Genomic DNA, 19333 nt, shown 5'->3' with positions numbered 1-19333 from the left:
TTTAGCCGGGTGTGCCGCCCGCCAGAGATGAGGAAGGACCGACGGACAGGAGGCGGGCACGTGGTGCTGGTGGTGTCGGGAGAAGTCCGGGAGGCGATCGACGCGCGGCGGCCGGTGGTGGCGCTGGAGTCCACGATCATCGCGCACGGGCTGCCGCGTCCGCGCAACCTTCAGGTGGCGCTGGAGCTGGAGGACGTGGTGCGGCAGGAGGGCGCCGTCCCGGCGACGATCGCCGTGCTGGACGGGCGCCCGCACGTCGGCCTGGACAAGGAACAGCTGGAGCGGGTCGCGAACGAGGACGGCATTCGCAAGCTGGGCCACCGTGACCTGCCGCTGGCCGTGGCAGCGGGTGCGAGCGGGGCGACCACGGTGTCGGCGACGGCACAGCTGGCGGCGCTGGCCGGCGTCCGGGTGTTCGCCACGGGTGGGTTGGGCGGTGTGCACCGGGAGTGGACGGTGACCCAGGACGAGTCGGCCGATCTCGGCCTGCTGGCGCGGACCCGGATCACGGTGGTGTGCGCGGGCGTGAAGTCGATCCTGGACGTGCCCGCGACCCTGCAACGGCTGGAGACGCTGGGCGTGGCCGTCGCCGGCTACCGCACCGACCGGTTCCCCGGCTTCTACCTGTCCGACTCCGGGCATCCGGTCGACTGGACGCTGCGGAGCCCCGAACAGGTCGCGGAGGTCATGCGGGCGCAGGACGCGCTGGACGCCCCGCGGTCGGCGCTGATCGTCGCCAACCCCGTGCCGCAGGAGCAGCAGCTCGATCCCGGGCTGCACGCACGCGTGCTCGCCGACGCGCTGCGCGCCTGCGAGGAGGAGGGGATCACCGGCCAGGCGGTCACACCGTTCCTGCTCGCCTATCTGGTCCGGCACACGGACGGGGCCTCGCTGAAGGCGAACCTGGCGGCGGTACGCGGCAATGTGCGGCTGGCGGCGCGGATCGCCACGGCGTGGACCAGGGGGTGACCACGGGCCGGGACGGGGCGCTTCTGGTCGTCGGGGACGTCGTCACCGACGTCGTCGCGCGGCACCGGGGAGCGCTGGCCGCCGGCACCGACACGGCCGCCGAGATCCGGACCCTGCCGGGCGGCGCGGGCGCCAACGTGGCCTGCTGGGCGGCCCATTCGGGCTGTGCGGACGTACGGCTGCTGGGGCGGGTGGGCGCGGACGCGGCGCAGTGGCACGAGCGGGAACTGCTGGCGGCCGGGGTGCGGCCGCGGCTGGTGGTCGACCCTGAGGGCACGACCGGGACGGTGATCTGCATGGTCGACACGGGCGCGTCGGCCGAACGCACATTCCTCACGGACAGCGGGGCGTCCCTGCGGCTCGAACCCGCCGACTGGTCCGACGCGTCGCTCGACGGCGTGGCCCGGCTGCACCTGTCGGGCTATCTGCTGTTCTCGGACCCCAGCCGGGCGCTCGCACAGACGGCACTCGCCGCGGCACGCGCACGGGGCGTGCCGGTCAGCATGGATCCGGCGTCCGCGGGCTTCCTCGTGGAGTTCGGGGTGGACCGTTTCCTGGCGTTCGCGGAGGGGCTGGACGTGCTGCTGCCGAGCCGGGACGAGGCGTGCCTACTGACCGGGCTGCCTGAACCGGTGGACGCCGCCGCCAAGTTGAGCCGGCTCGTGCCGCTGGTGGTGGCCAAGTCGGGGGTGGCCGGGGCGCTGGTGGCCCGTGCCGGGACGGTGGTCGCCCGGGTTCCGGCCGAGCCCGCAACCCCGCTGGACACCACGGGCGCCGGTGACGCCTTCACCGGCGCGTTCCTCGCCGCCCTCCTCGCGGGCGCGGACCCGCGGGAGGCGGCGGCACGGGGGTGCGGGGCGGGAGCGCGGGCGGTGGAACGGGTGGGCGGCAGACCACCGCACCGGGGCACCGGAGGCTAGGGACTTTCGCGGGTCAGGCCGAAGTCGCGGGGTCTGGCGCCCTCGTCGCAGGCCCCGGCCCCGGTCGTAGGGCCTGCCCCCCTTCGTAGGGCCTGGCGTCGTTCCTCTCCGCCGAGCTGATCGCGAAGACACCTCCGGCGCACGAGACGTCCCCTCCTAGACCTTGCGCCCCCATGCCGAGACCATCGGTGCGGTGGCCAGGTCCATACCGCCCGCCTCCACGTTGGCCAGGTGCTGGTCGATGTCCTCGTCGGTGGCGAGGCCCGCGGTGACCAGGCGGTCGCGGATCTGGCGGACCGTGGCGGACTCCAGGGCCGTGCAGGCGGGCGAGGTCATGGGGAAGTAGACGTCGGCCCGCACCTCGTCGAGACCGGCCTCGCGGAGCAGCCGCGGCAGCCTGCGGCCGTACGACAGGTCGGCGCCACGTTCGGCCAGCAGCCTGCGGAAACCCTGCCGCAGTCGGTTGGCGAGCCGCTGCTCGGGACCGGACTCGTCGGGGCAGGTCAGGGGTTGGAGAGCCGGGTCGGCGTCCTCGATGAGCAGCACTCCGCCGGGCCGCAGCGCCCTGATCATGGAGTGCAACGCCCTGTCGCGGTCCGGGACATGGACGAGGACCAGCCGGGCGTGCACCAGGTCGAAGCCCTCACCCGGCGGCTCCTGCGCGCTCACGTCGTGCACGCGCACCTCGACGGGAGGGTGGGCCACGGCAGTGAGCCGCGATGTGTCGATGTCGGTCGCCACGACGCTGCCGGTGGGTCCGACCTTCTCGGCGAGCCAGGACACCGCGGAGGTGCCGCCGGCCCCGACCTCCCAGCAACGCCAGCCGGGGGCGAGCCCGAGTCCCTCGAGGTGCCGGAACGTCGTGGGGTCGAAGAGGGAGGCGAAGGCGTCGAAGCGCTCCTGCGCCTCGCTCTGCCGGTTCTCCAGGAGATATCCGTCGGACGGTTCCATGAGGCGATCATCCCAGTCGTCCGGCTCACCGGGGCGGCCCGACGCTTCGTCCACAGACGGGAACAAAGCGGAATGAGCTGCTCCCACAGGCTTACCCGCGCTCCGCACCGGGCTGGCACACTTGCCGGGCAAGGCGCGAGAGCGGGGTTGTGCGAGGAGATCCACGCAAGGAGATCCAGATGTCCATGGCAGGGAATCTGCGGAAGGTCACGGGGCTGGGCAGGGTCGGCGGCCTACGCAGGGTGGCGCGGCTGGCCCGGCGGCGGCCGCGCGTGGATCTGAGTCATCCGGCCAGGTCACCGCTGGGCTCGTCGGTGGTGAACTGCGTGACGTACCAGGACGGGGTCCGGGTGCCGGGATGCACCGACCTGGTGGATGCCGTGGAGATGGTCCGCAAGAGCGGAGAGGGGTTCGTCTGGCTGGGGCTGCACGAGCCGACGGACAGTGAGTTCGCGGGCATCGCGGAGCTGTTCGACCTGCACCCGCTGGCGGTGGAGGACGCGGTGGAGGCCCATCAGCGCCCCAAGCTGGAGCGGTACGGGGAGACGCTCTTCGCCGTGTTCAAGACCGTCTGCTACGTGGAGCACGAACAACTGACGGCGACGAGCGAGGTGGTCGACACCGGCGAGATCATGGTGTTCGTCGGCGAGGACTTCGTCGTCACGGTACGACACGGGCGGCACGGCTCACTGGGCCCGCTGCGCGAGGAGCTGGAGTCCGATCCACAGCAGCTCGCCAAGGGGCCCGCGGCGGTGCTGCACGCGATCGCCGACCATGTGGTGGACGACTACCTGACCGTCACGGACGCGGTGCAGGCCGACATCGACCAGGTCGAGACCGACGTGTTCTCGGAGAACGGCGCACGGGCCGATCCGGGACGCATCTACCAGATGAAGCGTGAACTCCTGGAGCTGAAACGGGCGGTGGTACCGCTCGCCCGCCCGATCGAGGATCTGGCGACCCGGCCGATCCGGGTGGTCGACCCGGAGATACAGGCGTACTTCCGGGATGTCTTCGACCATCTGATGCGGGCCAAGGAGCAGATAGCCGCGTTCGACGAACTGCTCAACTCCATCCTGCAGGCCCACCTCGCGCAGGTGACGGTCGCGCAGAACGAGGACATGCGGAAGATCACGGCCTGGGCGGCGGTGATAGCCGTACCGACGATGGTGTGCGGGGTCTACGGCATGAACTTCGACCACATGCCGGAGCTGCACTGGCAGTTCGGTTACCCGCTCGTCATGGGCGTGATGGCGACGGCCTGTCTCGTGCTGTACCGGGGCTTCCGCCGCAACGGCTGGCTCTGACCGCTCACACCGAGAAGACCACGACCTTCTCCGGCACGACCCTGACGATCACGCGGACCTCGTCGGCCTTCTCCGCCGGCGGGTCGATGCCGAGGTACTTGTGCGACAGCTCGTAAGGGAGCCGTTTGCCCTCGTCCGGGAGGATGTCGGCGACGCCCCGGACCTCGGCGGATCTGTAGGGGTTGGCCAGGTCGAAGACCGTCAGGCTGATGCGCGGGTCGCGGCGGAGGTTGCGCACCTTCTGACGGCCGTCGAGGGACGAGAAGAGGACGGTGTCACCCTCGCGCTTGATCCACACCACCGAGTTCTGCGGGGCGCCGTCGGGGCCGAGCGTGGCGACACTGGCGAAGTTCCTGCCGTCGAGAAGGGCACGGACGGAGTCGTCGAAGGCGACGGCCGCGGGAGGGGAAGTCGTCATGACGCCATCCTAGTTAGATGCACGCGCATACAAAAGGGGTTTGCCCGGGCGGTTCGGGTCAGCCGTTCCAGGCGGGGTGCCGGGGGTCGTCGGCGCGTACGAGGACATCGGCCGTCCCGGCCGGATCGGTCTCGGCCTCGTAGCGCTCGAAGGCGGGGAGCGTCCAGTGGTCGGCCTCCGGGGTGCGGCGGCGCAGGGCGCCCGGGGAGAGGCGGACGTGGACGGTCAGGTCGAAGGGGAACCAGTTCCGCAGGAGGAGGGGGCCGTGGAGCAACAGACTTCCGCCGGGCGGGAGTTGGACGTAGGGGCTGCGGGTGGCGCGATCGGTGACGGGGTCCCACAGGTCGGGCAGGACGTGGCCGCTGCCTCCGGGATCGAGCGGTGTGAAGACCTCGCGCCACAGAGCGCTCGTGTCGAACCAGCCGCTGTAGTACGACTCCACGTCCCGCCGCCCGTGCTCCAGGCGGAGAGAGGCGGGACGCAGGAAGCCCTCGGCGCCGACGACCAGCGAGGGCCGGCCGCGCAACCGCAGTGCCTGGGCGACCCGCTCGGCGAGGTCTCCTGGACGGGCGGCCGGTGCGCCGTCGAAACCGATGCGCGGCCAGGCACCCCCGTCGGCCGGCTCCAGCTCGAGCAGCCGGTCGGCGAGCAGCTCGGCGAGCCGGTCCCAGGTGATCGCTTCGAGTCGCACAGGCCCATGATGCCGAATGGGCTCCGGGGGCGGTGGAAGAGGGTGAGCGGCAGAAAGAGGTTGGGCGGCGGCTGCCGACACCCGGCTCCGGGTGCCCGGCGGGCGTGGAGCCGCCTCGGGTGAGCGGGCCGGTGTGGGAGGGGCGGGCGGAGACGGGGAAAGAACCGCGTATGGCGCGTTATGCAACTCCCCACTTCCCCGGCGCACTTGTCGTCGTCCAGGCCCTGCGGCACAAGCGCTGTGCCGGGTGCCGGCGTGGGCCGCTGTCGCTGCTCGTGCTGGAGGACGGGGCACCGCGCTGCCTCCACTGCGTGGACCTCGATCACCTGGTGTTCCTGCCGCGCGGTGACAGCGCGCTCACCCGCAGGGCGCGGGAGGAGAGCACGTTGTGGGCGGTGGTGGTGCGGTTCAACCGGCGCAGGGGCCGGTACGAACGGCAGGGGCTGCTCGTGGAGGAGGCGGCGCTGTCCCGGGCCGAGGCGCGGTGTCTGGCGGACGCGGAGGCCCGACGCCGGCGGCGGTCGCGGGACGCGCGGCGCAGGGCGGCGGAGGACGAGCGGTTCGTGGCGGCGTTCGCGGCGGAGATCCTGCGGCTGTTCCCCGGGTGCCCGGCCGAGCGGGCCCGGGCGATCGCGGCGCACGCGTCGGTGCGGGGCAGCGGGCGGGTCGGGCGCAGCGCGGCCGGGCGGGCGCTGACGGAGGGGGCGGTGATCTCGGCGGTCGTGGCGGCCGTACGGCACGTGGACACGCCGTACGACGAACTGCTGATGCGAGGGGTGCCGAGGCACGAGGCGCGTCGGCGGATCGCGGTGGCCGTGGAGGGCGTGCTGCGGGGCTGGGAGGAGACGGCCGAGGCCGGCTGAGGAGAGGGACATCAAGCAGCCGCGCCCTTCCGGCACAGCCTCGCCCTCACACCCCCGAGACAGCCCCCGCCCCTCCCCCCTCCCCGCCCCCCAATAGCCCCGATGGACGATCACGCATGCCCCCGAGCCTCTCAGCCATGGTCGAGGGCGGGCGTCGGGGCATCCACTGGAAGGAGGCTGAAGCCGGGCCCGGCCCGGGACGACCGGGAGAAAGGGGTGTGACCGTGATCGATGGGCCGTTCTTCGTGCTGGTCGTCCTCGGTGTGCTGGGGACCGGGCTGGTGGCCGGGGTGTTCTGCGGTTTTTCGACCTTCGTGATGCGGGGGCTGGCCGCGCTGCCGCCCGCGCAGGGCGTGGCCGCCATGAAGGCGATCAACGTGGCCGCCGTGGCGCCCGCCTTCATGCTGGTGTTCATCGGTTCGGCGGTGCTGTGCGCGATCATCGCGGTGGTGACGTTCGTGGTCTGGCCGGGCGAGGGGAAGGTGGAGCTGCTGCTGGGCAGCGCGCTGTACCTGTTCGGGTCCTTCGGGTCGACCGTGGTCGCGAACGTGCCCCGCAACGACAGGCTGGGCCGGATGACCCCGGGCAGCCCCGAGGCCGCGGTGTACTGGCCGGTGTACGTACGCGGGTGGACGTCGTGGAACCACGTCCGCACGGTCGCCTCCGCCGTGTCCGCGCTTCTGTACGTGCTGGCCCTGGCCTGAACCTCCCCGGTGCGGGACCGGGAGGCCGGCCGGATCCGTGTTGGGCGGAGGTCCCCGAGTAAGCGCTGTCCGCCACTCTGCGCAGGTGTCGGCGCGGACGTATCGTGGCCGAAAGAAGTTCCGCCCGATGACGCACGGCTCGTCGTACAGCCAGTACCTCCCGGTACACGTACGCGAGGAAGACGACCATGGCCGATCTCAAGGGGTTCATGAACACGCCGCGCCAGGAGTGGCCGCGGCGGCCCGTCGAGGAACGGGTCCGGGACTGGGACGAGGTCTACGTCGCCGGGGCGCTGCTGCCGATCATCAGCAAGCAGGCGGACCGCTGCATGGACTGCGGCATCCCGTTCTGTCATCACGCCTGCCCGCTGGGCAACCTGATCCCCGAGTGGAACGACCTGGTCTCCCGCGAGGACTGGCGGGCGGCGAGCGACCGGCTGCACGCGACGAACAACTTCCCCGAGTTCACCGGCAGGTTGTGTCCGGCACCGTGCGAGGCGGGGTGCGTACTGGCGATCAACCAGCCGGCGGTCACCATCAAGAACGTCGAGTGCGCGATAGCCGACCGCGCGTGGGAGGAGGGTTTCACCCCGCCGCGTCCGCCGGACCGGCTGTCGGGGAAGACGGTCGCGGTGATCGGGTCCGGGCCGACCGGACTGGCGGCGGCACAGCAGTTGACCAGGGCCGGGCACACCGTCGCGGTGTACGAGCGGGACGACCGGATCGGGGGGCTGATGCGGTACGGGATCCCCGCGTTCAAGATGGAGAAACGGCATCTGGAGCGGCGGCTCGAGCAGATGCGGGCCGAGGGGACGAGGTTCCGTACCTCGACGGCGGTCGGGCGGGACGTCTCGGCGGCCGATCTGCGGGCGCGCTACGACGCGGTGGTGCTGGCGACGGGTGCGACGGCTTGGCGGGAACTTCCGGTGCCGGGCAGGGAGTTGGACGGAATACACCAGGCGATGGAGTACCTGCCGCTGTCCAACCGGGTGTGCGAGGGTGATCTGGAGATCTCGCCGCTGTCCGCGGCCGGCAAGCACGTGGTGATCGTGGGCGGCGGGGACACCGGGGCCGACTGCCTGGGGACCGCGGTGCGCGAGGAGGCCACGTCCGTGACCCAGCTGGACATCTACGCGCAGCCGGGTGCCGAGCGCGACGAGGACACCGAGCCGTGGCCGACGTACCCGAAGATCTACCGCCTGTCCGCCGCGCACGAGGAGGCGCGGGACCTGCGGACGGCTCCGGCGGCGGACGCGGACGCGCGGCTGTTCGCGGCGTCCACGCTCCACTTCACCGGCGACGCCGGCGGGCACGTGCGGTCGCTGCATCTGGTCGAGGTGGACGAGCGGCGCCGACCGGTGGAGGGCACCGGGCGGACGCTGCCCGCCGACCTGGTGCTGCTCGCGCTCGGTTTCTCCGGACCGGATCGGGAGGACGGGCTCGTCGATCAGCTGGGGCTGACGATGGAGCCGCGCGGCACGATCGCCCGCGACAGCGGCTTCGCGACCAACGTTCCCGGTGTGTTCGCGGCCGGGGACGCGGCGCGCGGGCAGTCGCTGATCGTCTGGGCGATAGCGGAGGGGCGGGCGGTGGCGGCAGCCGTGGACGGCTACCTGACGGGTAGTTCACAGCTGCCGTCGCCGATCTCGCCGTACGACCGCCCGATGGCCGTGTAGCCGAAGGGAATCGCGCCGGGGCCGGCGCGGAGGTCGTCGCGTCAGCGGCGTCGTTCGTCGGTGCCCGCCGGCTTGCCGGTCGCGAGCGCCACCCGGTTCCAGGTGTTGATCGCGAAGATCAGGGCGAGTACCTGCGCCAGTTCCCTCTCCTCGAAGTGGGCGGTCGCCTCGGCGTAGACCTCGTCGGGGACTCCCGAGTCGGCGACCCGGGTGACCGCCTCGGCCAGGGCGAGAGCCGCCTGTTCCTTCGGCGTGAAGAAGTGCCGGGCCTCGCGCCAGACGGCGACCATGTGCAGCCGGTCCTCGCTCTCGCCGGCCCGGCGGGCGTCGCCGGTGTGCATGTGGAGGCAGTAGGCGCAGTGGTTGAGGTGGGAGGCGCGGATCTGGATCAGCTCGACGAGGGCCAGGTCGAGGCCCTCGCGGGCGGCGGCGTCGAAGCCGATGAGGGCGCGGAAGGCCTTGGGGGCGGCCTTCCCGAAGTCCAGGCGGGTGCGGGCCGTCCCGGCCGCGGCGATCGCGGCGGTGGTGGTGTCGGTACCAGCGCTCTGCGAAGTGATCGTGTTCGTCGTCATGTGCTCCAACCTAGGCGCGGGAAAGACCGGCTGTAGGGTGCACTTTCATGGCGGAATCATGGGTCAATTCTGCGGAGCGGATCGGTGCCGATCTGCATCTGGAGCTGTCGGGACCGGGCGGCCGGCGTGCCGCGCTGACCGGGGCCCTGCGCGAGGCCGTGCGCGGCGGGCGGCTGGCGCCCGGCACCCGGCTGCCGCCGTACCGTTCGCTCGCCGCCGACCTGGGCGTGGCCCGCAACACCGTCGCCGACGCGTACGCGGAGCTGGTCGCGGAGGGCTGGCTGACCGCCCGCCAGGGCTCGGGGACTCGCGTGGCGGAGCGTGCGGAGCCGCTGCGACAGCGTGAGCGGACGCCCAGGAAGGCACCTCCACGCATGCGTGGGTCACGGCACGACCTGAGGCAGGGCACACCCGACGCGTCGGCGTTCCCGCGGGCGGCCTGGTCGGCCGCGTACCGGCGGGCGTTGCAGGCGGCGCCCAGTGAGGCGTTCGGGCCCGGGGACCCCGCCGGGCGCCGGGAGCTGCGGGAGGCCCTGACGGAGTACCTGGCACGCGCGCGTGGGGTGCGCGCCGAGCCCGACCGGATCGTGATCTGCTCCGGCTTCGCGCACGCGCTGCGGCTGCTGTTCGGTCAGGGCGGAGGGGGTGTGCTGCGTGGTCCGCTGGCCGTGGAGGCGTACGGCCTGGACTTCCACCGGGGCCTGCTCGCGGCGGCCGGCGTGCGGACCGTACCGCTTCCGCTGGACGAGTCCGGGGCACGGGTGGCCGGACTGGGACGGCAACGGGCGGTGCTGCTCACGCCGGCGCACCAGTTCCCGACCGGGGGCCCGCTGCATCCGGAGCGCCGGGCGTCGGTGATCGACTGGGCACGCGCGCGTGGGGCGGTGGTGCTGGAGGACGACTACGACGGCGAGTTCCGGTACGACCGCAGGCCCGTCGGCGCGCTCCAGGGGCTGGATCCGGAGCGGGTGATCCACATCGGCTCGGTCAGCAAGAGCCTGTCGCCGGCGCTGCGGCTGGGCTGGATGGTGCTGCCGGAGCCGTTTGTGGGGCCCGTGCTGGCGGCCAAGGGCGAGCGGGAGGCGTGGGCGAGCGTGCCGGATCAGCTGGCCCTCGCGGACTTCGTGGTCTCGGGGTCGTACGACCGTCATGTGCGGCGCATGCGGCAGCGATACCGGCGCCGTCGTGACCGGCTGGTCGAGGCGCTCGCCGCGCACGCGCCGCACATCGAGGTGACCGGCATCGCGGCCGGGCTGCACGCCGTACTGAAACTGCCGCCCGGCACCGAGAGGTCCGCGGTGAAGGCGGCGGCGTGGCAGGGGGTGGCCCTGGACGGACTGGCCGCGTTCCGGCACCCGGAGACGGAGATGCCGGCGTCCGACGGCCTGGTGGTCGGCTACGCCACACCGCCGGAACACGCCTACGGGGCGGCGCTGGAGGCGCTGTGCGGGGTGCTGCCGCCGGGGTGAGTTTCACGGATCGAGGCCGGCGGCGGTGACGGGAACACGCGCGGGTCGGCGGTGGCCGGCGAGCGACGGCCGGCAGGGGGCCGGCCCACCCGGGACGCACCGAGGGGCCGGGGCGTGAGCGAGAACTCGCGGCGGAAGGATCCGCCGCCTGCGCACCTGAACCGCGCTCACCGCAAGCCCGGCGCAAGGTCTTCGCGCGGCCGAAATACGCCGGTGCGGCTACGGCTTGCGGGCCACCGCCCCGTAGCCCGGGATCACCCCGTCGTCCTGCCCGGGGACCGGCTCGCCCAGTTCGGGGTGCCACTTGTGGACGATCTCGACGCCGGGGCCGACCAGTTCGAGCCCGTCGAAGAAGCGGCCGAACTCCTCGCGGGAGCGCAGGGCCAGGGTGACACCGGCCGCCCTGAGCTTCTCGGTGGCCGCCGCCGACTCCTCGGGCGTGAAGTCGGCCGTGGCGTGAGTCATCGTCAGGTAGCTGCCGGAGGGCAGTGCGGACAGCAGGCGGCCGACCAGTTCGTGGGCGCCGTCCGCATCGGAGACGAAGTGCAGCAGGGCGACGAGGGAGAGCGCCACGGGGCGGTCGAAGTCCAGGATCCGCCGTGCGCCAGCGACGATCGCGTCCGGATCGCGGACGTCGGCCTGCAGGTACTCGGTCGCGCCCTCGGGAGTGCTGCGCAGCAGGGCCGCCGCGTGGGCCAGCACGATGGGGTCGTTGTCGCAGTAGACGACGCGAGCCCTGGGCGCGACCTGCTGGGCGATCTGGTGCAGGTTCGGCTGGGTCGGGATGCCGGTGCCGACGTCCAGGAACTGCCGAACGCCGCGCTGGGCCAGCCAGCGGGTCGCACGGTGCATGAACGCGCGGTTGACCCGGGCCATCACCGGCACTCGGGGGTCGAGGGCCAGCATCTGCCGGCCCATCTCCTCGTCGACGGGGTAGTTGTCCTTGCCGCCGAGATACCAGTCGTACATGCGCGCGGGATGCGGCCTGCTGGTGTCGATCCCGGCGGCCGTCGGGTCCTGCCCTGTCATGCGGCACTCCGTAAGCATCTGACGCAATGAATGATCAAGTCTGTACCAAAAAGGGGAAGTTGAGCGAGAAGCAACAACCATCGGGGGTCAGGAGAGCAGGAAGTCGGCCTCCCCGGCCTTGGCGCCCTCGATGAAGGCGGTCATCTCGTCCGTGGTGTAGATCAGCGCCGGTCCGTCCGGGTCGGTCGACTGGCGTACGGCGATGCGGCCGTCGGCGAGCTTCATCGCCTCCAGGCAGTTGCCGCCGTTGCCGCCGCTCCAGGGCTTGTGCCACCCCTCGCTGCCCAACTCCCGCGCGGGCATGCCGTTGTAGACGCGACTGCGCGGCTTTATGCGGTCCATTCACAGCTCCTTGCGGAGATCCCGGAGGATCTCCTTCGTGCGTTGCGCCGTGGCGGCCTGCGCCGCCATGCGGTCCATGACCTCCAGATGGGTCGCCACCTCGGAGCGCGCGTCCAGGTAGACGGCTCCGGTGAGGTACTCGCTGTAGACCATGTCCGGCAGTTCCGACATGGCGAATCGGAACAGTACGAACGGCCCGTACGTCCCCGGGTGGGGCCCGTTGGCGAACGGGGCGACCTGGAGCGTCACATTCGGCAGTGTCGTGGCCTCGAGCAACTTGTCGATCTGCGCACGCATCACCTCCGGGCCGCCGACCGGGCGGCGCAGGGCCGTCTCGTCCATCACCGCCCAGAAGCGGGGGGCATCAGGACGGGTGAGCAGTGACTGTCGCTGCATACGCAGCGCGACATGGCGTTCGATGTCGTCGGGGCTGGTCTGGCCGATGGCGCCGGACTTCAGCACACCGCGCGCGTAGTCCTCGGTCTGCAGCAGGCCGGGAACGAAGTGCGGCTCGTAGGAACGGATGAGGGCGGCCGCACCCTCCAGGCTGACGTACATCGAGAACCAGCCCGGCAGGATGTCGTGGAACCGCTGCCACCAGCCCGGCCGGTTGGCCTCCTCGGCCAGCTGGACGAAGACCTCGGCCTCGTCGTCGGGAACTCCGTAGGCCTTCAGCAGCAGTTGCAGATACGGGATCTTGAGGGCGACCTCGGCCATCTCCATACGGCGGATGGTGGCGGGGGCGACACGGAGGACGCGGGCGGCCTCCTCGCGCTTGAGCCCGGCGCGTTCCCGCAGGTCCAGCAGGCGCCGGCCGAGGACCACCTGGCCCACGGTCGGCGCGGACCGCGGTTCGCTCACGCTCCCACCTCCGACACGACGGCAAAGGAATCCCGACAGCCCTGCGGCGCCGTTCGAAGACGCATTCGACAACCCGGTCCGATCGTCGACGGTCCCAATTGGCGCCGCTCGAGGTGCTGTTGCGAGCAGTGTGCCACGGTCGCTGACCGAGTCACACCGCACTCTGCATTTTTCAGAGTGACACTTGCCAAGTGTTCACGCCGGGGAGATAGTGGCAAGCGTGATTCCGTCCGCGCCCTTAGGAACAGACGCTGCCGCAGACCGTTTCGGTCTGGGCGCCGTAACGGGAGCAGCCCCAGGTGAGGGCGCTGCCGAGCGCCGGTTCCGCTTCGAGCTGGCCGCACATCCGGGTTCCCCCGCTCAGGCGAGACGCCTGACGCGTGCCCGGCTGACCGGCTGGTCGGTATGCGCGGACACCTGCGACACCGCGGCCCTGGTCATCTCCGAGCTGGTGACCAACGCGATCGTGCACACCGCGAGCAGTCGCGTGGTGTGCGAGCTGCACGACCACGACGACACGGTGCGCATAGCCGTGCACGACGAGGGTTGTGCACCTGGGGAGCCCCACCCGTCACCGCAGCGACCCGACGAGGAGCACGGGAGGGGGTTGCTTCTCGTCGACGCGCTGTGCCGGGCCTGGGGTGCCCAGGAACACGGACCGGGACTGCTGGTCTGGGCCGAGCTGGCCCGTCAGACCGACGCGGCCCGCGACACCGTCGAGCCGTGTAACGACCTGGGCTGGGGCGCCCGCCCGAAGCCGGACGGCCCGCCGCCCGGTACGGGCGAGGAGGAGCAGGCGCAGTCCCGGCACCGGGCACCGGCGCAGCGGCGCCCTGTCCGGGGGCAGTCGTGAGCGGCACCGCCGACTCCGGCCGGCCGCTCGGCCTGGACACCCTGGTACGCCTCGGCCGTCGGCACCATGTCCCGGACCCGGTCCGCCGGCTGCGGGTACCGGAGGGCATGACGTCCCCGCTCGGCTGCGACGCCGTGGCCGTGCCCTACCGCCTCGGGCCCCTGGTCGTCCCGCGGCTGCCGCGGGTGGGTTGCGTGTACGCCGACGGCGCGCACTGGTGGTGGATCGTACCGGCGGACTCCGACTACGCTCTCCCCTGGCCCGCCCCCGCCCACTACGCACCCGGCGCACCCCTCCCCACCACCGCCCGTCTGATCCACCGCCCCGAGGGCACGGTCCCCTACACCCCGCCGATCCCCCTGTACCTGGCCCTGTGCCGCGTGACGGGGACGACCCCGGACTGGTCCCGCTCCGTCTCGGCGTGACGCCGCCCGGCTCGGCCGGGGGTGCGTGCACCGCAGCGCGGTCCTGAGCGGGGGCTGCCCGGCGGGTCGGGTGCCGGGTTCCTCGCGGAGGTCCTGCCGTCACCCCCCGCCCACGCCCATCCGCCCCCGCCCATCCGCCTCCGCCCATCCGCCTCCGCCAACGGACGCCAGAACCCAATCGCCCTCTCCCGTCCCGCACCCCTTTCGCGCCCCCAGTACCCCCCTCTCGCGCCCTGCCCCGCCGTCGGCGTCGCCCGGGATAGTGGCCGTTCGGGCATGGCGCGGGGGAGGTGCACGGTGAGCAGGAGGCGGGGGGCGGCCGGGCCCGAGGTCTCGGGGTCGGAGCGGCTGCTGTTCGGGGGGCCGCTGCGGTACGACATGGGGTGGAACGAGCACGCGGACGCGTTCCTGGAGCTGGGTTTCCGGGCAATGGTGGCCCGGTTGCCCGGCATGCTGGCGTCCAGCCTGCGCCTGGCCCGGCAGGCGGACCCGCGGGCCGCACGGACCGTGCTGGCCGCCGAGATGGGCCGGGGCGCGGCCCAGGCGGTGAGCCTGCTGGCCGTGAACAGCGCGCTCGGGAAGCTGCTCACCGGGCCCGAGATCGGGCAGCGGCTGCGCGCGGCCGTCCCCGCTCTGGCCGTCGTGGCCGCCGTGATGCTGGTCGGGGCGCTGCTGCGGGCCGCCTCCACCTACGCCACCGGCCGGCTGGAGCCCAAGGTGGAGCGGGTGGCGACCGAGCTGTACCTCGAGCGGGCGGCCAACGTGGAGCTGGCCGCGATCGAGGACCACGCCTTCCACAAGCTGCTGGACACCGCCCGGTACGGCGCCGAGTCGGCCCGCCGGATGATCTCGTACAGCGCCCGTGTGATCAACGCGATGATCTCGCTGATCGCTGCGGCCGGCGTCCTGACCGTGCTTCATCCCGCGCTGCTGCCGCTGCTGGTCACCATGACCCTGCCCAGCGCCTGGAGTGCCCTGACCAACGCCCGGCGCCGCTACGAGTCCTTCCACACCTGGGTGCAGCACGCCCGCGCCGGCCGCCTGATCAGCCATCTGCTGACCGAACCGGCCGCCGCCCCGGAGATCCGGGTGCACGGCGTCGGCCCGTTCCTGCTGCGGCACTTCCGGTCCATGTCGGAGACGGCGGAGACGGAGCAGGCCCGGCTGTCCCGGCTGGCCGCACGGACCGGCCTGATCGCGGCCGCCTGGACCGGTCTCGCGACCGTCGCGACGTACGCCACGCTGGGCGCCCTGCTCCTGGCCGGCGCGATGGCCCTTTCGGTGGCCGGTACGGCGGTGATCGCGATCCGTACCGGGTCGGCGAGCCTGGACACACTGGTGCTGGAGATCAACCAGCTGCACGAGGAGGCCCTGTTCGTGGGCGATCTGCAGCGGCTGTACAGCGAGGCGGCCGAGCGGGCGATCCCGGCCGGCGGCCTCCCGCTGCCCGAGGAGCCGCGGGAGATCCGGTTCGAGAACGTCACCTTCGGCTACCCGGGTGACGCGGCCCGGCCCGCCCTGGACGACGTGACCCTCACGCTCCCGCTCGGGCGGATCATCGCGCTCGTCGGGGAGAACGGCTCGGGCAAGACCACCCTGGTCAAGCTGCTCGCGGGGCTGTACACGCCGGACCGGGGACGGATCCTGTGGGACGGCGTCGACGCGGCCGGTGCCGACCGGCGGCTGCTCGCCGAGCGCATCGCGATGGTGGCCCAGGACTTCAAGCGCTGGCCGTTCACCGCCCGGGTGAACGTGGCCGTCGGCCGCTCCTCCGCGCCCCTGACCGAGGAGCGTCTGACCTCCGCGATCGCCGAGGCCGGGGCCGAGGAGGTGGTCGCGGATCTGCCGCGTGGTCTGGACACCCTGCTGGCCCGCGAGTTCAGCGGCGGCCACGAGCTGTCCGGCGGCCAGTGGCAGCGCCTCGGGATCGCACGCGCGGCCTACCGTCGCGGGCGCGTCCTGATCGTGGACGAACCGACGGCTGCGCTGGACGCGCGGGCCGAGCTGGAGGTGTTCGAGAAGATCAGGGCGCTGGCGGGCAGCGGTCAGACGGTCGTTCTGATCACGCACCGGCTGGCCTCGGTCCGCCACGCGGATCTGGTGCACGTACTGGAACACGGGCGGCTGGTGGAGTCCGGCACTCCGGAGGAACTGCTGGCCAGGGGTGGTGTCTACGCGGAGCTGTACGCCTTGCAGGCGGAGCAGTTCACGGTGAAGGTGCCGGCCCCGAAGCCGGCCTGAGCCGCCTCACCCGGTGCCGCCTTCGAGACCGGGCCACCTCTGCTCGACGCCGTGGCCGAGTCGGAGGCGCTTCTGCTCGGTGCCCTCGCCGAGCCGGAGCCACCTCTGCTCGACGCCGTCGGCGGGCCCGGGCCCGGGCCGCCTACTCGATGCCGTCGCCGCCGCGCACGATGACCAGGAACGTGTCCGTGGCGAGGTCCATGACCACCTCGGCGGGCAGGCCTTCGAGACGTCGCGCGTGCGCGAACTCCTCCGCGGGCCACGACCCGCGCGGGCCACCTGCGGGAAAGCGCTCGAGCACCGTTCGCCCGTTCACCATCTCGCACCTCCAGAAAGCGTCGTACCTGTAGGAGTTAACGCCCTGGAGAAGGGAAACGCCTCGCTCAGTGACCCGACTGAGACATTGTTGACACCCGTTCAGCGCGGACGGTGAGAATCCGTTCACCTTGGGACACGAACGACACGTTCAGCGAGAATTCCGACACCGTACGTCTCATTCGTCGTACTCGTCGTGGCAGCGGAACCGGTCACTGCCCTGTGGCAGACGGCCGAGCGCGGTGAGGTCGAGCAGGCCGGCCGTGGCGCCGAGTCCGTCCAGACCCTCGTCGTGGACCGAGTAGGTGTGGAAGACCCGGTCGCGCTCGCGCAGGAAGCAGCTGAGGCCCGGCCGCTCGACCAGTTCCCCGGCACGCTCCACGGTCGCCTCGAAGTCGCGGTTGAAGTCGCTGTGCCCGGAGGAGTACCACGGCACCGCCCAGCCCATCCGCGCCTTGAACGGCAGGATCCGGGTGAAGGGCGCCCGGGAGACGGACGCGAACGAGGTGTTGCGGGCGCGCAGATGGGCGAGGTGGCCGACCTGGTCGAGGAAGGCCGCGCAGCACGGGCAGCCCGCCTCCCACTCCGGGGCGAACATGAAGTGGTGGACCACGAGTTGGGCGCGGCCCTCGAAGAGGTCGAGGAGGGTGGCCTTGCCGTCGCCGCCCTCGAAGACGTACTCCGGGTCGACCTCGACCATGGGCAGTCGCCGCCGCTCGGCGCTCAGGACGTCCCGCGCCCTGCTGACCGCCTCCTCCTTGCGCTGCAACTCCTCGCGCGCCGCGCGCCACCGCTCACGCGTGACGATCTCCGGAAGCGACATGGGCCCTCCTGTCCGACGGTCGGTCAGGGGTGGTGACCGCCGGCGGAGGCGGAACTCATCGCCGTTCCGCGAGAATTCTCCGGCCGGGTCCTCCGATGGCCGTGGAGTTCACTCCAGCCCTGCCGCGTGCCGCAGGCACGACCGGTCCTCGGCTGCGAACGCACCGCCGGCCACCAGCGCGCCCACCACGTCGGCGAACCGGGCGAACACCGCTCTGCACCGCTCGCGCTCGGGGTGGGTGTCGTCGCTGCCGAAGAGCGCCGTCGCCCACTCGTTCGCGCCGTCGACCGGACGGGAGAACTCGGCCACGACCAGGAGCAGGTCGAGCAGGTCGGAGCGGACCGGCACCTGCGGATCGGCCGCCAGACGGATGAGGAACGGCATGGCCGGGCCGAGCTGGAAGACGCTCGCCATCAGCACGTTGGTGAGCACCCGCTCGGCCGTCGGCGCGGCCACCGGATCGACGAGGCCGTGCAGCAGGGCCGGGATCCCGTCGGGGCATCCGGGGATCTCGGCCCAGGCGACCTCCGCGCAGCCGCGCAGCGCGGGGTGCCCGCTGTCGGCCGCCGCCCGAGGGTGCTCCCGAAGAAACCGGGCGACCTCCCGCCGCTTGGCCGCGGCGTCGATCACGCACATCCGTCCGCCTCCTCCACCCGGGTGACGCCGGGCCCCCACGGCGCTCAGGCCGATCGCAGTACCGTACGCCACCGGATCGGCTGCGGGCGCGAGGTCAGTATGTCACCGGCAGCGCCACCAGCCCGCGGGCCCGCAGCGAGCGACGCCATCGCAACTCCCCCTTGTCGAGGGCAAGTTCCGGGAGCCTCTCGAGCAGCGCGGCGAGGGCGATCTCCGTCTCGGCACGGGCCAGCGGGGCGCCGAGGCAGTAGTGGATGCCGTGGCCGAGGGCGAGGTGGCCGGAGGCGTCGCGGGAGAGGTCGAGGCGGTCGGGCTCGGGGAAGCGGGCGGCATCGCGGCCGGCGGCGGACAAGGACACCCAGACCGTCTCGCCCGCCGGAATGGTCACGTCGGCGATCGTCACGTCCTCGACCGGGAACCGGCGCATGGCGAGCAGCATGGGGCCCTCGTAGCGGGCGAACTCCTCGACGGCGGCGGGCAGCCTTTCCGGGTCCTTGCGCAGGGCGGCGAGCTGGTCGGGATGCTGGAGGAGGGCGAGCACGGCGTTGCCGATCAGCTGGACCGTGTTCTCGTAGCCGGCGAAGAGGATGAGGAAGGCCAGGGACATCAGCTCGTCCTCGTCGAGCCGGTCACCCTCGTCCCGTACGGCGATCAGGTCGGAGAGCAGGTCGTCGCCGGGCGCATGGCGCTTGGTCGCGACGAGCCGGGTGAGGAAGCCCAGCATGCTCGCCATCGCCTCCTTGGAAGCGTGCGGGCGGGCCGGGTCGGGGGCCGTGAGGCTGTCGGTCCACTGCCGGAAGTCCAGCCGGTCCCCCTCCGGGATGCCGAGCAGGTCGCAGATGACGGTGATGGGCAGCGGGGCGGCGTAGGAGGCGATCAGGTCGGTGCTGCCGTGCGGGCCGAGCGCGTCGAGGAGGTGGTCGGCGGTACGCCGGATCGGCTCGCGGAGCTGCTGGACCCGGCGCGGGGTGAAGGCACGGCCGACCAGGCGCCGGATGCGGCTGTGGTCGGGCGGGTCCATGTTGAGGAGGTTGGCGTCGAGCGCGGGCGGCAGGGAGAGGCCCTTGTACGTGCCGGCGGTGCCGCGCCGCTTGTCCAGGGAGAGCCGCGGGTCGGCGAGGGCGGCCCGGACGTCCTCGTAGCGTGTGACGAGCCAGGCGGGGGTGCCGTCCGGTCCGGTGACGCGGTGCACGGGCGCGGTCTCGCGCAGGCGCCGGTACACGTCGTAGGGATGGTCGATGAGGCCGTCCGCGAGGTCCATGGCAGGC

General features: G+C 72.4%; 21 protein-coding genes. 10 read left to right on the top strand and 11 right to left on the bottom strand.

Features of this window, described 5'->3' with window-relative positions; all coding sequences use genetic code 11:
• The first annotated feature begins 60 nt into the window (after positions 1-60).
• Together AC07CM_RS20650 and AC07CM_RS20645 are read left to right on the top strand one after the other, a co-directional pair.
• On the top strand, positions 61-969 hold the full coding sequence (locus AC07CM_RS20650; protein WP_478877862.1) for a pseudouridine-5'-phosphate glycosidase: 909 nt from the start codon (positions 61-63) through the stop codon (positions 967-969).
• Positions 954-1889, top strand: a complete 936-nt coding sequence (locus tag AC07CM_RS20645; protein ID WP_478877861.1) for a carbohydrate kinase family protein — start codon at positions 954-956, stop codon at positions 1887-1889. The genes AC07CM_RS20650 and AC07CM_RS20645 overlap by 16 nt, the downstream gene beginning before the upstream one ends.
• Positions 1890-2045: 156 nt before the next feature.
• Here the strand turns inward: AC07CM_RS20645 and AC07CM_RS20640 are convergent, their stop codons facing one another.
• Positions 2046-2840, bottom strand: a complete 795-nt coding sequence (locus AC07CM_RS20640) for a class I SAM-dependent methyltransferase (protein ID WP_478877860.1) — start codon at positions 2838-2840, stop codon at positions 2046-2048.
• A gap of 179 nt (positions 2841-3019) precedes the next feature.
• Between AC07CM_RS20640 and corA the strand changes: the two genes are divergently transcribed.
• The gene (gene corA / locus AC07CM_RS20635; RefSeq protein WP_478877859.1) at positions 3020-4147 is read left to right on the top strand and encodes a magnesium/cobalt transporter CorA; all 1128 of its coding nucleotides are present in this window, start codon (positions 3020-3022) and stop codon (positions 4145-4147) included.
• Between the two features lie 4 nt (positions 4148-4151).
• Here corA and AC07CM_RS20630 read toward each other — a convergent pair whose 3' ends face one another.
• The gene (locus tag AC07CM_RS20630) at positions 4152-4565 is read right to left on the bottom strand and encodes a PPOX class F420-dependent oxidoreductase (RefSeq protein WP_478877858.1); all 414 of its coding nucleotides are present in this window, start codon (positions 4563-4565) and stop codon (positions 4152-4154) included.
• Positions 4566-4623: 58 nt separating this feature from the next.
• Positions 4624-5256 carry a nucleoside/nucleotide kinase family protein gene (locus tag AC07CM_RS20625; RefSeq protein ID WP_478877857.1) on the bottom strand — a complete coding sequence of 211 codons (633 nt, stop codon included), beginning with the start codon at positions 5254-5256 and terminating at the stop codon, positions 4624-4626.
• A gap of 170 nt (positions 5257-5426) precedes the next feature.
• On the opposite strand from AC07CM_RS20625, the gene AC07CM_RS20620 reads away from it, so the two are divergent.
• The 3 genes from AC07CM_RS20620 (at position 5427) to AC07CM_RS20610 (ending at position 8499) form a co-directional block, all read left to right on the top strand.
• A complete protein-coding gene (locus AC07CM_RS20620) occupies positions 5427-6119 on the top strand; it encodes a DUF2293 domain-containing protein (RefSeq protein ID WP_478877856.1) in 693 nt (230 codons plus the stop codon).
• Positions 6120-6343: 224 nt separating this feature from the next.
• Positions 6344-6823, top strand: a complete 480-nt coding sequence (locus tag AC07CM_RS20615; RefSeq protein WP_478878061.1) for an anthrone oxygenase family protein — start codon at positions 6344-6346, stop codon at positions 6821-6823.
• 188 nt (positions 6824-7011) lie between these two features.
• Positions 7012-8499 carry a glutamate synthase subunit beta gene (locus AC07CM_RS20610; RefSeq protein WP_478877855.1) on the top strand — a complete coding sequence of 496 codons (1488 nt, stop codon included), beginning with the start codon at positions 7012-7014 and terminating at the stop codon, positions 8497-8499.
• Positions 8500-8540: 41 nt separating this feature from the next.
• Here AC07CM_RS20610 and AC07CM_RS20605 read toward each other — a convergent pair whose 3' ends face one another.
• A complete protein-coding gene (locus AC07CM_RS20605) occupies positions 8541-9071 on the bottom strand; it encodes a carboxymuconolactone decarboxylase family protein (protein ID WP_478877854.1) in 531 nt (176 codons plus the stop codon).
• Between the two features lie 47 nt (positions 9072-9118).
• On the opposite strand from AC07CM_RS20605, the gene pdxR reads away from it, so the two are divergent.
• Positions 9119-10540 carry a MocR-like pyridoxine biosynthesis transcription factor PdxR gene (gene pdxR / locus AC07CM_RS20600; protein WP_478877853.1) on the top strand — a complete coding sequence of 474 codons (1422 nt, stop codon included), beginning with the start codon at positions 9119-9121 and terminating at the stop codon, positions 10538-10540.
• 219 nt (positions 10541-10759) lie between these two features.
• Here the strand turns inward: pdxR and AC07CM_RS20595 are convergent, their stop codons facing one another.
• The 3 genes from AC07CM_RS20595 to AC07CM_RS20585 form a co-directional block, all read right to left on the bottom strand.
• Positions 10760-11569 carry an SAM-dependent methyltransferase gene (locus AC07CM_RS20595; RefSeq protein ID WP_478877852.1) on the bottom strand — a complete coding sequence of 270 codons (810 nt, stop codon included), beginning with the start codon at positions 11567-11569 and terminating at the stop codon, positions 10760-10762.
• Positions 11570-11656: 87 nt separating this feature from the next.
• Positions 11657-11911, bottom strand: coding sequence for a DUF397 domain-containing protein (locus AC07CM_RS20590; protein ID WP_132854465.1), 255 nt, complete (start codon positions 11909-11911; stop codon positions 11657-11659).
• Positions 11912-12772, bottom strand: coding sequence for a helix-turn-helix domain-containing protein (locus AC07CM_RS20585; RefSeq protein WP_478877851.1), 861 nt, complete (start codon positions 12770-12772; stop codon positions 11912-11914).
• 211 nt (positions 12773-12983) lie between these two features.
• Here AC07CM_RS20585 and AC07CM_RS20580 point away from each other — a divergent pair, with 211 nt between their 5' ends.
• The 3 genes from AC07CM_RS20580 (at position 12984) to AC07CM_RS20570 (ending at position 16291) form a co-directional block, all read left to right on the top strand.
• The gene (locus AC07CM_RS20580; protein ID WP_478877850.1) at positions 12984-13625 is read left to right on the top strand and encodes an ATP-binding protein; all 642 of its coding nucleotides are present in this window, start codon (positions 12984-12986) and stop codon (positions 13623-13625) included.
• Positions 13622-14050, top strand: a complete 429-nt coding sequence (locus AC07CM_RS20575) for a hypothetical protein (protein WP_478877849.1) — start codon at positions 13622-13624, stop codon at positions 14048-14050. The genes AC07CM_RS20580 and AC07CM_RS20575 overlap by 4 nt, the downstream gene beginning before the upstream one ends.
• 276 nt (positions 14051-14326) lie before the next feature.
• On the top strand, positions 14327-16291 hold the full coding sequence (locus AC07CM_RS20570; protein WP_478877848.1) for an ABC transporter ATP-binding protein: 1965 nt from the start codon (positions 14327-14329) through the stop codon (positions 16289-16291).
• 142 nt (positions 16292-16433) lie between these two features.
• On the opposite strand, the gene AC07CM_RS20565 is transcribed toward AC07CM_RS20570, so the two are convergent.
• The 4 genes from AC07CM_RS20565 to AC07CM_RS20550 form a co-directional block, all read right to left on the bottom strand.
• The gene (locus tag AC07CM_RS20565; RefSeq protein WP_478877847.1) at positions 16434-16610 is read right to left on the bottom strand and encodes a hypothetical protein; all 177 of its coding nucleotides are present in this window, start codon (positions 16608-16610) and stop codon (positions 16434-16436) included.
• Between the two features lie 174 nt (positions 16611-16784).
• Positions 16785-17429 carry a DUF899 domain-containing protein gene (locus tag AC07CM_RS20560; RefSeq protein WP_478877846.1) on the bottom strand — a complete coding sequence of 215 codons (645 nt, stop codon included), beginning with the start codon at positions 17427-17429 and terminating at the stop codon, positions 16785-16787.
• A 108-nt stretch (positions 17430-17537) separates the two neighbouring features.
• Positions 17538-18065 carry a hypothetical protein gene (locus AC07CM_RS20555; protein WP_478877845.1) on the bottom strand — a complete coding sequence of 176 codons (528 nt, stop codon included), beginning with the start codon at positions 18063-18065 and terminating at the stop codon, positions 17538-17540.
• 94 nt (positions 18066-18159) lie between these two features.
• Positions 18160-19326, bottom strand: a complete 1167-nt coding sequence (locus AC07CM_RS20550) for a cytochrome P450 family protein (protein ID WP_478877844.1) — start codon at positions 19324-19326, stop codon at positions 18160-18162.
• Positions 19327-19333: the final 7 nt, after the last annotated feature.

It is taken from the genome of Streptomyces sp. NPDC044061 (assembly GCF_056434305.1).
Note: the sequence above shows the minus strand (reverse complement) of the source record. Positions and strands in the feature narration are given on the sequence as shown.